Annotated in this window: 9 protein-coding genes; 6 read left to right on the top strand and 3 right to left on the bottom strand. The window is 63.9% G+C overall.

The features are described from left to right. The first annotated feature begins 53 nt into the window (after positions 1–53). Both ACLFLU_RS29645 and ACLFLU_RS29640 read left to right on the top strand, forming a co-directional pair. The gene (locus ACLFLU_RS29645; RefSeq protein WP_426408284.1) at positions 54–1,745 is read left to right on the top strand and encodes a benzoate-CoA ligase family protein; all 1,692 of its coding nucleotides are present in this window, start codon (positions 54–56) and stop codon (positions 1,743–1,745) included. A gap of 21 nt (positions 1,746–1,766) precedes the next feature. Further along, positions 1,767–2,225 (top strand): RidA family protein, encoded by a 459-nt coding sequence (locus tag ACLFLU_RS29640; protein ID WP_426408283.1) that lies wholly within the window; start codon positions 1,767–1,769, stop codon positions 2,223–2,225. A gap of 15 nt (positions 2,226–2,240) precedes the next feature. On the opposite strand, the gene ACLFLU_RS29635 is transcribed toward ACLFLU_RS29640, so the two are convergent. Beyond that, the gene (locus ACLFLU_RS29635; protein ID WP_426408282.1) at positions 2,241–2,969 is read right to left on the bottom strand and encodes a CBS domain-containing protein; all 729 of its coding nucleotides are present in this window, start codon (positions 2,967–2,969) and stop codon (positions 2,241–2,243) included. A gap of 213 nt (positions 2,970–3,182) precedes the next feature. Here ACLFLU_RS29635 and ACLFLU_RS29630 point away from each other — a divergent pair, with 213 nt between their 5' ends. After that, positions 3,183–5,018 (top strand): PHA/PHB synthase family protein, encoded by a 1,836-nt coding sequence (locus tag ACLFLU_RS29630; RefSeq protein ID WP_426408281.1) that lies wholly within the window; start codon positions 3,183–3,185, stop codon positions 5,016–5,018. Here the strand turns inward: ACLFLU_RS29630 and ACLFLU_RS29625 are convergent. Further along, positions 5,015–5,989, bottom strand: coding sequence for a CHAD domain-containing protein (locus tag ACLFLU_RS29625; protein WP_426408280.1), 975 nt, complete (start codon positions 5,987–5,989; stop codon positions 5,015–5,017). The genes ACLFLU_RS29630 and ACLFLU_RS29625 overlap by 4 nt on opposite strands. 25 nt (positions 5,990–6,014) lie before the next feature. After that, positions 6,015–7,535, bottom strand: a complete 1,521-nt coding sequence (locus ACLFLU_RS29620) for an AAA family ATPase (RefSeq protein ID WP_426408279.1) — start codon at positions 7,533–7,535, stop codon at positions 6,015–6,017. 191 nt (positions 7,536–7,726) lie between these two features. Here ACLFLU_RS29620 and ACLFLU_RS29615 point away from each other — a divergent pair, with 191 nt between their 5' ends. From ACLFLU_RS29615 to ACLFLU_RS29605, 3 genes are all read left to right on the top strand, one after another. Continuing rightward, on the top strand, positions 7,727–8,566 hold the full coding sequence (locus ACLFLU_RS29615; protein ID WP_426408278.1) for a universal stress protein: 840 nt from the start codon (positions 7,727–7,729) through the stop codon (positions 8,564–8,566). A gap of 70 nt (positions 8,567–8,636) precedes the next feature. After that, the gene (locus ACLFLU_RS29610) at positions 8,637–11,327 is read left to right on the top strand and encodes a GNAT family N-acetyltransferase (protein WP_426408277.1); all 2,691 of its coding nucleotides are present in this window, start codon (positions 8,637–8,639) and stop codon (positions 11,325–11,327) included. 407 nt (positions 11,328–11,734) lie between these two features. Continuing rightward, positions 11,735–12,463: a Crp/Fnr family transcriptional regulator gene (locus ACLFLU_RS29605; protein WP_426408276.1), complete on the top strand. Its 729-nt coding sequence runs from the start codon at positions 11,735–11,737 to the stop codon at positions 12,461–12,463. The last annotated feature ends 6 nt before the right edge of the window (positions 12,464–12,469 follow it).

The raw sequence follows: 12,469 nt of genomic DNA, 5'->3' as shown, positions 1-12,469 counted from the left end.
ATGTTTCCTGAGTTAGTGCTGCCGGGTGCTTTCCATGCGCAAAGGAGCGTGCGATGGCCAACGCCGCCAAGGTTCAAGTCTCGGGCTCGCATGACGCAAACGCTGCGACTGCCCATGTCGACACGTTTGCGCGGCAGCATCTGCCACCGCCAGAGCTGTGGCCGGAGTTCATCTTCACGCGGCCGGAGCTGCGCTATCCGCAGCGTTTGAACTGCGTCAGCTATTTCCTCGACCGCTGGGTCGAGCAGGGGCAGGGCGATGCGCCTTGCGTCATTAGTCCCGCCGTCAGCTACACCTATCGCGAGCTGCAAGCGCTCGTGAATCGCATCGCCAATGTGCTGGTCGGCAAGCTCGGTCTCGTCACCGGCGGGCGCGTGCTGCTGCGCTCCGCCAACAGCCCGATGATGGTTGCGACTTATCTTGCGGTGATCAAGGCCGGCGGCATCTGCGTGGCGACGATGCCGTTGCTGCGCGCCAAGGAGCTGTCCTACCCGATCCTGAAAGCGGAGATCACGCTCGCGCTTTGCGACGGAAAACTCGCCGATGAGATGGAGAAGGCGAAGCTGGCTGCACCCGGTCTCAAGCACGTGGTCTATTGGGGCAATGGCGCGGCCGACTCGCTCGAGGCGCTGATCGCGGACGCGAGTCCGGAGTTCAGGGCCGTCGACACCGCCTCTGACGACATCTGCCTGATCGCCTTCACGTCGGGCACGACTGGCGATCCCAAGGGCACCATGCACTTCCACCGGGATATGCTGGCGGTGTGCGACGGCTACGCGCGCAACATCTTGCGGGCCGAGCAGAAAGACCGTTTCGTCGGCTCCGCGCCGCTCGCCTTTACCTTCGGCTTCGGCGGCGTGCTGTTCCCGATGCACATGGGCGCTTCTTTTGTCGTCCTCGAGAAGACGACGCCCGACGACATCCTGACGGCGATCGAGCAGTACAAGACCACGGTCTGCTTTACGGCGCCGACTGCTTATCGCGCCATGATCGGCAAGCTGCCGGGTCGTGACATTTCCTCGCTGCGGAAGTGCGTGTCCGCGGGCGAGACGCTGCCCAAGCCGACATTCGACGCCTGGCTCAAGGCCACCGGCATCAAGCTGATGGACGGGATTGGCTCGACCGAGCTGTTGCACATTTTCATCAGCGCGACCGAGGACGAAATTCGTCCTGGCGCGACCGGCAAGCCCGTGCCCGGCTATGAGGCGAAGATCGTCGATGATGACGGCAACGACGTGCCGCCGGGCACGATGGGGAAGCTCGCTGTGCGCGGGCCGACCGGCTGTCGTTATCTCGCCGACGAGCGGCAGCGGAAATACGTCCAGAACGGCTGGAACATCACCGGCGACACCTATCTGATGGATAGCGACGGCTACTTCTGGTATCAGTCGCGTTCCGACGACATGATCGTGTCATCGGGGTATAATATCGCAGGCACGGATGTCGAAGCTGCGCTGCTCACGCATCCTTCCGTCGCTGAGTGCGGTGTCGTCGGTGCGCCGGATGAGGCCCGCGGGATGATCGTGAAGGCCTATGTCATTGCCGCACCCGGCGTGACGCCGGATGCAAAGCTCGCAGCCGAGTTACAGGAGCATGTCAAACGCGAGATCGCGCCGTACAAATATCCGCGCGCGATCGAATTTGTGACCCAACTGCCGAAGACCGAGACCGGAAAATTGAAGCGTTTTGCCTTGCGGCAATTGGCGCAGGCCGCAGTGACGTCTTCGGGCGTCGCGGCAGAATGAGATGAGGATCAGGAATTGTCCGTGACGACGCCGAAAGGCCCACAGCTCGCGGTGCTGCCAAGTGCAGCCGAGGATGACGGCAGCCCCAGGGCGCAGGTGCTTCAACCGTCCGGCTGGCCGATGCCGAAGGGCTATGCCAACGGAATGGCTGCCGAAGGGCGCATCGTCGTGACCGGAGGCGTGATCGGCTGGGACGCCGAGGAGCGCCTCGCGGACGGCTTTGTCGCGCAGGTCCGCCAGACCCTGAGCAACATCGCGGAGATCCTTGCCGAGGCTGGCGCGCGGCCCGAGCACCTTGTGCGCCTGACTTGGTACGTCGTCGATATGGAAGAGTACCTGACGAACTTGAAGGAGCTTGGCCGGATCTACCGCGCCATTTTCGGTGCGCACTATCCGGCGATGGCGCTGATCCAGGTCGTCCGCCTTGTGGAGAAGGCGGCGCGCGTCGAGATCGAGGCCACTGCGGTCATTCCTCGCTGAGTCCTTATCTTACGCTCAGCTTGCTTTGGCGAGGTCATCGTCCTCGGGCGAATTCAGATAGACGCCAGACATGGTGTCGACCCAGCACAGATGGTCGTGTACCTTCTTGACGCCCTCGACATTCTCCGCTGCGACGACCGCAGCCTGCCGCGAGCGTTCCTCGGTAATGACGCCGCTCAAGTGAACGATGCCGTCGCGTACGATGACGTTCAGCCCGAACGGGCACCAGTCGTTCTTCTCCATGGCGTCGATGATGCGGCCGCGGATGTGATCGTCGTCAGCGGTCGGGTCGGGCACCTCGCGGGCGAGGCCTGCCACGGCTTGCAGCAGGTTGGCGCGCGACACGATGCCGACGACCTGATCGCCGCGAACCACCGGCAGCCGTTTCACGTTGTTCCGTTCCATGAGATCGACGATCTCGGCGAGTGCGGTATCCTCGGTGATGGTGACGGGCGAGGCGGTCATGACTTCCGAGACCGTGCGACCGTGCTCGTGGACGAAGTCGCTGGCTGACTTGCCGGGCCCGAGGATGAACCTCAACCAGCGTCCGCGCTTGCGCCCGGTGCCGATTTCGCTGCGGCGGATGAAGTCGCCTTCCGAGACAACGCCGACCAGCTTGCCACGGTCGTCGACTACGGTCAGGCCGCTGATGTGACGCTTCAGCATGATATTCGCGGCCTCGACGATGCTGGTGTCGGGCGTGACCGAAATAACCGACCGGGTCATGATCTGGTGGGCGCGCATGGAATGCTCCGCTAGCTTGTCGAATTTCGATGGAAGAAATCTAGATCAGGCTTCACGGCGGAGTTTGATGCAGGTCAAGCGGACGAAGCCGGTTCTTGCGGGTTAAGCGATTGTGATCGGCCTCAGGAATTGATGCAGCTCAACGTCTCCAAAGCGGGCGGCCATATCCTGCCGCTCACATGCGATTAGCATGCGCGCAGGGGATCTTTGGCTATGAACGTTGTGCAAATCCTTCCTCGGCCCGAACAGCCGGCGTCGTCCAACGACCCGGTCGTGGACGCCGGCCGCTCAGTGACGAAAGCCGAGCCAAGCGCGGAGAAACCAGCCGTCGGACCGGTGTCGGAACCCTACCTGCTCGACCGTGCGTTCCACGCGTTGCTCGCGCGGTTCACGGGCGGGATCTCGCCGACAGCCTTGCTGCTCGCCTGGCTCGATTGGAGCTCCCACCTTGCCGCGGCGCCGCAGCGCCGGATGGAGATCGCTGAGAACGTCGTTCGCGACACCGGCCGTTTGCTGGAAGCTGTCGCGCACGCGACCTCGCCGGGACAAAAGCCCTGGTCCGTGATCCGGCCGGAGGGACGGGACCGCCGTTTCAGGCAGCCGCAATGGGAGGCTGCGCCATTCAATATTTTCGCGCAGGCGTTTCTGCTCGGAGAGCGCTGGCGGCACGATGCCACCACAGGGATACGCGGCGTCTCGCGCGCGAACGAGGCGATCGTCGAATTCTCGACCCGCCAGATGCTCGACATGCTGGCCCCGTCCAATTTTGCGATGACCAACCCGGAGGTGCTGGAGAAGGCGTTTCAAAGTGGCGGGGAGAATTTCGTCTTCGGCTGGCAAAATTGGTGTGGCGATCTGATGCGGATGCTCTCGGCCACGAAGCCGGTCGGAGATGAGCAGTTCATCGTCGGCAAGACTGTTGCGGCTTCGCCCGGCAAGGTCGTCTACCGCAATGAGCTGATCGAGCTGATCCAGTACCATCCCACCACGGCGCAAGTACGGCCCGAGCCGATCCTGATCGTGCCGGCCTGGATCATGAAATACTATATCCTCGATCTGTCGCCACAGAACTCGCTGGTCAAATATCTCACCGATCAGGGCTTTATCGTCTTCGCGATCTCCTGGCGCAATCCCGACGCCAAGGATCGGGATGTCGCGTTCGACGACTATCGCAAGCTGGGCGTGATGGCCGTGCTGGAGGTGATCGGCCGGATCGTGCCGTCTCAGAAGATCCACGCGCTCGGTTATTGTCTGGGCGGCACCTTGCTGTCGATCGCCGCCGCCGCGATGGCGCGCGACGGCGACGATCGTCTCGGTACCGTCACTCTCCTGGCCGCTCAGACTGACTTCACCGAGGCCGGCGAGTTGACGCTCTTCATCAACGAAAGTCAGGTCACCTTTCTCGAAGACATGATGTGGCAGCGAGGCTACCTCGATACGGCGCAGATGGCGGGCGCGTTCGCCCTGCTGCGTTCGAACGATCTGATCTGGTCACGGTTGTCGCATGACTATCTGATGGGCGAGGCGTCGTCGCCGAGCGATCTGATGGCCTGGAACGCCGATGCGACGCGGTTGCCTTATCGGATGCACTCGGAATATCTGCGAAAACTGTTCCTCGACAATGATCTCGCCGAGGGCCGTTATCGGGTTGAGGACAAGAGCATCTCGATGTCCGACATTCATGTGCCGATGTTCGTGGTCGCTACGCTCGCTGATCACGTGGCGCCGTGGCGGTCCGTGCACAAGATCCACTACCAGATCGATGCCGACCTGACGTTCCTGTTGACCAGCGGCGGCCACAATGCCGGCGTCGTTGCACCGCCCGACGACCCCGGACACAGCTATCAGGTGATGTCCAAGGCCGCGGACGCGCCTTATGTGGGCCCGGGTGAATGGCTGAAACTCGCGCCCCATGTCGAGGGATCGTGGTGGCCGGAATGGACCCGCTGGCTCATCGCGAAATCCGGCGAGCTCTACGATCTGCCGCCGATCGGGTATGGCGACATTGATAGCCTCCCCGACGCACCGGGCGACTACGTCCGCACCTAATCCTCGGGCTCCGAATCCGGTGTCAGGTCGCAGGACCGGAAGGGCTTGGCTTTGTCCAGCTTGCGATAGGCCGTCGAAGCCGTTCGCAACAGCTTCTTTTCCCGCTTGCGGTCGAGAAAGCGAATGCCGGCCTCGGGAACGGCCTCGTTCAACGACGCGGCCAGCGTTTGACCGCGCGCATCATCGTTCAGCTGCCCGAGCGACTTTTGCGCCCTGCGCAATTGCTTGAGGATCGACTTCTGTTTCGTCAGCGACTTCTCGGCGAACAGATCCTGTAGCGACTCGATCGAATAGGTCAGTCGCTTGTTGAGAATCCGCAGCTTGTGCCGTTTCTCGACGTCGAGCTTGCGCAGCTTCTTGGCCTTCCTGAGCAGCACCTTCTCCCATTTGGTCAATTGCTCCGTCGCATGGTCCGCGAGCGGGCAGCGGCGCAGCCTGATGGCCTCCTTGCTGCGCCTGGTCGACCAGGGTCCGCTCATGATCCAGCTCGAGGTCTGTTCGACCAGGCGGCGATATCGTGCCGATTGCAGCGCGCGGGCCAGCAGGCGATGGCTTTCGGCCCGCTTCTCGTCCCAGTGCTGGAGCTCGGCGATCACCGCGAGCTCGTCACCGGCCTCGGCCACGACGCGTTCGATGGCGACGTCGAGGTCTCGTACCATGCCGAGCTGGCTGTTCAGCCATTTCAACTCGGCCCAGACTTTGGGGCGCAGCGCATCGTCGACCATGGGCGAAAAGAAGCGAATTGCAGTCCGCAGATGGGTCAGCGCGATTCGGATCTGATGCAGCGCCTCCGGATCGCCACGACAGGTCCCGTCATGCTGGGCGAGGACGGCGGCGAGGTGACGGCGGGCGATGATCCGAAAGGCTGTGTCGCAGGCCATGCCGGGGCTGAGGCGTCCGGGCAGCATATCGCGGCTCGCCGCCGGCCTGGCGCGGGCTGTCGCCGTCGAACTCGTGGTGGGTCGCGCCATCCTAGCCCGCGCCAATCAGATTGCCTTACCTGCCCTCAGCGATCGCGTCCCGGCAGCTCTGGAGGGTTTGCGCTTGTGTCCCGGATGCATCGATGGTCGTCCAACCGATATGGCCGATATTATAGTGCTCTTGCAACGCGGCAACCTCTTGCGTCGCATCGGATGCGTCGCCGCGGCGGCCGCCGATTCGCACCTGCCGGGTCGCCAGATCCGCGACCAGGAAGAGGCCGGTGAGAGGCACGTTGCAATTCCGGGCCAGACTGGCGACGGCGTCTCGCTCGAAATCGCGGGCGAACACGCCGTCGACGATTGCTGAATGGCCTTGGGCCAGAACGCGCCGGGCACGCTCGACTAACGTCGCGTAGACACGTTCCGCAAGCTCGGGCGTGTAGGCGGATGGCGGCAGGCGCTCCGTGTCGGCGACCCCGAACATCTGCTTGCGAATGACGTCGCTGCGCACCACGACGGCGCCCGGCTGCGGCGCGACGGTCGGCGCGAGCGCGCGCGCCAAAACCGTCTTCCCGGTGCCCGACAGTCCGCCTACCGCGATGAGGCGGGGAGAGGGAGGCTGGATCAACACCCGGGCAAGGTCAAAATAGCGGCGGGCCTCGTCGAGAATGCCATCGTCGGAATGTGGCGGCTTCAACCGTGCGAGTGCTACCTGCGCGCGGATCGCTGCGCGAATCGACATGAACAGCGGCAGCGCGCTGAGCGCGTCGAGATTTTCCAGCGGCGGCGCGGCAAGATACCGGTTCAGAACAGTGTTGGCTGCCAGCGACTGATCGTGGCGCAGCAGATCCATCAGGGTGAACGCGAGGTCGTAGAGCACGTCCACAGTCGCCAGTTGCGCGTCGAACTCGATGGCGTCGAACAGCACGGGCTGCTGCCCGATCAGCACGATATTCGCAAGATGCAGATCGCCGTGGCAACGGCGCACAAAACCCCGGCGGCTCCGTTCTTCAAGCAGCGGACGTGCGTGCATGAATGCCGCGTGCGAGGCCCGTGCGAGCTGCTCGATCTCCGTGGCTGGGAGATGATTGCCGTTCCGCAGGCCATTGCTGTTGCCGTCGATCAGGACAGCGATGGAGGACACCCAGGCCTTGCCATCGGCGCGCGTCGCCGTCGCATGCGAAGCCGCGATCGCGTCGGCGATGGCCGCCGCAAAGTCCGCATCGAACTGTCCGGCCCTCGCCAGATGATCCAGCGTCCGGCTCTCGTCGAAACGCGACATGTCGACGGCATATTCGATCGGCCTGCCGCGGCCGTCGACCTTCACCGATCCGTCCGGCTCTTCTGTAATGACCACGACGCGATGATAGATCTGTGGCGCATGCGGCCGGTTGATCCTGACCTCCTCCTCGCAAGCCATCTTGCGTTTCTCGAGTGTCGCATAGTCGAGAAAGGGATACTTGACCGCCCGCTTGATCTTCAGCGCGCGCGTCCCGTCGAGGAAGATCGAAGCCGCGTGCGTGTCGATCCGCTTCACGCCGGCATGCGCGGTCAGTGCCGCGAAGATTCGTTCCTGGGTCGCAGAATTGTCTGTCATCTGCCGGCGTATTGTTGATGAGGGGCCAAGCGGTCCGGCCGCAAACCAGGGTAACCCTTAAGTCGAGACCGCGACCAGTCCTTGACTTCCGTCAAGGCCTGTCGTCGGTTGGCGATGCGGAGTTTCCCAGCTTGAGGAGGATCAAGCGCCCGGACCAAAGGCGGCCTATTCTGGCCGGCAAGGAGAATCCGATGCCGATCAAGGACGTGTTTCTGCCGCTCATTGGCGAGCCGCGTGCCCCCACGCTGGCTGCGATCGAGAAGTGCGTGGCCGTTGCCGCCGGCCTCGGCGCCAGGGTGACCGGGCTTGCACTCGAGGATGACGCTTTCGTCCGGCCGAAGGTGGTATTCCCTGATGACCCGGAGTCGGCCGAACTCAGCGCTGTACGCGAGGTGGGTGACATGCAGCAGCTCCTGAACGCATTCACCAATGCGGCTTCCCGTATCGACGTTCGCGCCCAAAGCCGATCGGGCAGGGTGCCGGCGGATCAGATCGCATCGACCCTGGCCGGGCATGCACACTTCAGCGACCTCATCCTGGTCCCCGTGAAGCCGCACGACAGTCGTGCGGAAAATATCGTTGAGACCTTCCTGTTCGAATCCGGCCGACCGCTGCTGCTCTGTCCGGAGCAGCATGTGGAGCTTCTACGGCCGGAAATCGAAAACGTGATGATTGCCTGGGCTCCCTCGGCCCGCGCGGCACGTGCGATCGGCGACGCGCTGCCGATCCTTCAGGCCGCCAACGCGGTGCGCGTGGTCACCGCCACGGACGACAGGACTGACGAGGTCATGGAGTCCGGAACGAGCCTCGTCGATCATCTGAGGGAACATGGGGTCTACGCATCGTTCGAAACCGTGAAGGGTAGCGGCAGCTCGATCGGCAAGGTGCTCGGGAGCTGGGCGCAATCCCACGCCATCGACGCCATCGTCATGGGCGCCTACCACCATTCGCGCCTGAACGAGATCGTCTGGGGCGGCGTGACCAAGACCGTCATCGGCCAGCCACCCTGCTGGGTGATGATGTCGCACTAGGGCATTTCTGCTCGTATCCGGGTCGACTTCGTCGCTGTCGGACCCACTGCCCGATCGGACAATTGCAATCATGTCGACCTACCGCCTGAAAAACCTGTTGTCGCCCCGATCGGTCGCGCTGGTTGGCGCAAGCGCCCGGCCGGTCTCCGTTGGACGCGCGGTCCTGGAGAACATTCGCAAGGCGGAATTCAAAGGGCTGTTCGGTCTGGTGAACCCACGCCATGCCGAGATCGGCGGCGTTGCTGCGGTGAGCAGCCTGGAGCAGCTGCCGTTCGTGCCCGAGCTCGTCGTCATCACCGCGCCGGCGCGCGAGGTTCCTGAGATCATCGACCAGGCCGGGCGTCGCGGCTCGGCCGGCGCCCTGATCGTCTCGGCAGGGCTTGGTCATGGACCGGGATCGCTTCAGGAAGCCGCCACCGCTGCCGCCCGCAAATATGGCATGCGGCTGATCGGCCCCAACTGCCTCGGTATCATGATGCCCGGCGCAAACCTCAACGCGAGTTTCGCCGCACACATGCCGGGGGCAGGAAACCTCGCGCTGATCTCGCAGTCGGGCGCGATCGCGGCCGGCATGGTGGATTGGGCCGCGCAGCGCGGCGTCGGCTTCTCCGGCATCGTCACGATCGGCGATCAGATCGACGTCGACATCGCAGACCTGCTCGACCATTTCGCGATGGACCACAAGACCCGCGCGATCCTGCTCTACATCGAGGCCATCAAGGACGCGCGGAAGTTCATGTCGGCGGCGCGCGCTGCTGCGCGCGTGAAGCCCGTCGTCGTGGTGAAGTCCGGCCGCATGGCGCAGGGCGCGAAGGCGGCCGTCACGCATACCGGTGCGCTTGCAGGTGCGGACGCGGTCTATGATGCGGCCTTCCGCCGCGCCGGCGTGCTCCGGGTGTCCGATCTGCGCGAGCTGTTCGATTGTGCCGAGACGCTCGGCCGGATCGGATCGCCGGCGGGCAAGCGCCTCGCCATTCTGACGAATGGTGGCGGCATCGGCGTCCTCGCGGTCGACCGGCTGGCGGATCTCGGCGGAATTCCCGCGCCCATGACCCCCGATACGCGCGAGAAGCTCGACGCGGTGCTGCCGCCGACGTGGTCAGGCGCCAATCCCGTCGATATCGTCGGCGACGCCGATGCGTCGCGCTATGCCTCGGCGCTGCAGGTGCTGCTCGACGATCCCGGTAATGACGCGGTTCTCGTGCTCAACGTGCAGACCGCGATCGCCTCGGCCGCCGCGATCGCGGCGATCGTGACTGAGCTCGTCGTCAAGTATCGCCAGAAGCACCGCAGTTGGGCCAAGCCCGTGCTGGCGGCCTGGGTCGGGGCCGATCAGGAGATCATTGCAACGCTGTCCGCCGCCGGCATTCCGAACTATCCAACCGAAGACGACGCGGTGCGCGGCTTCATGCATATGGTCCGGCATCGCGAGGTGGTCGACGAGTTGAGCCAGGTTCCGCCGGCGATGCCGGACACCTTTGTGCCGGATGTCGCGGCTGCGAAGCAGATCGTCACGACGGCCATCGCTGACGGGCGCAAATGGCTCGAGCCCGTCGAGATCAAGCATCTGCTTGGGTGCTATGACATCGGAATAGTGCCGACCCATGCGGCCGCAAATGTCGAGCAGGCGGTCGCCTATGCGGATGAGATATTCGCGCAAGGGGCCACCGTCGTGCTCAAGATCATGTCGCGCGACATCGTCCACAAGTCCGACGTCGGCGGGGTCGTGCTCAATCTGACCACGCCGGAGGCGGTACGCGTGGCTGCTGCCGATATTCTCGCCCGGGCCAAGCAGCTGCGACCTGAAGCCCGTATTGACGGCGTCATCGTGCAAGCGATGGTCGTCAAGCCGAAGGCGCGCGAGCTGATCCTGGGCCTCGCTGACGATCCCACCTTCGGCACCGTTGTCGTGTTCGGTCGCGGTGGGACGGCGGCCGAGATCATCAACGACAAAGCCCTGGCGCTGCCGCCGCTCGATTTGCAGCTCGCCCGCGACCTGATCGAGCGCACCCGCGTGTCGCGATTGTTCCCCGCCTATCGGGACGTGCCGGCTGTCAAACCGGACGCCGTCGCCATGGTGCTGGTCAAGCTGGCGCAGATGGCGGCTGACATCCCCGAAATCCGCGAACTCGACATCAATCCGCTGCTTGCGGATGAAACCGGCGTAGCCGCCGTCGATGCCCGCGTCGCGGTAGCGCCACCGCAACGGAAGTTTGCCGGCTCCGGTCCCGCCAATTTCGCCGTTCGCGCCTATCCCTCGCAATGGGAGCGCCGGCTCGCGCTCAAGGACGGCTGGCGCATCTTCGTGCGGCCGTTACGCCCGGAGGACGAGCCGACCATCCATGAGTTCCTGCGCCACGTGACGCCCCACGATCTTCGCTTGCGTTTCTTCGCGCCGATGAAGGAGTTCACCCACGAGTTCATCGCGCGCCTGACCCAGCTCGACTACGCGCGCGCCATGGCGTTCATTGCGTTTGATGAGAACAACGAGATGGTCGGCGTGGTGCGGCTTCACTCGGACTCGATCTACGAGAGCGGCGAATACGCGATCCTGCTGCGGTCCGACCTCAAGGGCAGGGGGCTCGGATGGGCCCTGATGCAGCTGATCATCGACTACGCCAAGTCGGAAGGGCTCAAGACCATCTCGGGCGACGTGCTCAAGGAGAACGTCGCAATGCTGGAGATGTGCCGGCAGCTCGGCTTCGAGATCAAGCCGGATCCGACGGAGCCCGATATCTGCGACGTCCGGCTGAAGCTCTGAGTGCGAATAGTCATGCATTCATGCCTGGAGCATCGACAATCTCCGTTGAATTTGATCTGCGTCAATCGGTGAGTCTGTCAGACGGCTCTAAAAGCGGCTGCCCGACGGCAGGCAGCTTGCGCGCCTCCCGGGTGGGCCGAGGCCCGGGCTGCGGCCTGAATCATGCCCGGCACGCGGACGCCGGCCCGGCCGATTCTCGCCGATCCGATTTGCCACGAGTTCAGCTGCAACTTGCAACTCTGCATGGCCGAAAATGCGTCGACGCACCCTGCGGATGCGCCCTCATGACACAACCGCGGCATTTTAGCGGCATTTGCCTAGAACTGTGTCTGTGCTTTCCGGTTGAAAAGCCCGGCAACACTGACTACGCAGGAACTCCAGTGCCTCGCAGTCTTAGGAGTCCCGGCGTGCCTCAGGACAAGACCGGCGACCCCCGGCAGCCGTCGGGTAACAAACTGTCGGTTCTGCGCAAGCATCCGATCTTTGCAGACCTGGATCCAGAGGCGCTCGATCAGCTCTGCCGCTACGCCAAGCACACCACGGTCAAGCGCGGTGCGACGATCGCTGCCAAGGGCGATCCCGGCAACAATTTGTTCGCGGTGGTCACTGGAACAGTGAAAATCTCCTCCTCGTCGCCCGACGGCCGGAACGCCATTCTCAATCTGATCGGTCCCGGAGAGATCTTCGGCGAGATCGCCGTGCTCGATGGTGCACCGCGGTCGGCGGATGCGACCGCCAACACCAATTGCGAACTCTACATCATCGACCGCCGCGACTTCCTGCCGTTCGTGAGGAGCCAGCCAGCGCTGGCGATGAAATTCATCGAATTGCTCTGCGCGCGGCTGCGCTGGACCAGCCAGCAGGTCGAGCAGGTGATCTTGCAGAATCTGCCGGGCCGGTTAGCGAGCGCGCTGCTCGGCCTCACCGAGGAGCGCAAGTTCGATTCCGGCAGCGGCACGCTCGCGATCACCCAACAGGAGATCAGCGAGATGGTGGGGATGACGCGCGAGAGCATCAACAAGCAATTGCGCGCCTGGGCCGGACGGAACTGGGTGCGCCTCGAGCATGGCGCGATCGTCGTGCTCGATACCGATGCGCTGCGCGAGCTCGCCGAAAGCGGCCTCGGCGGCGAGTGATCTTGC

This window comes from Bradyrhizobium ganzhouense (assembly GCF_049949285.1).
GTDB lineage: Bacteria > Pseudomonadota > Alphaproteobacteria > Rhizobiales > Xanthobacteraceae > Bradyrhizobium > Bradyrhizobium ganzhouense.
Note: the sequence above shows the minus strand (reverse complement) of the source record. Positions and strands in the feature narration are given on the sequence as shown.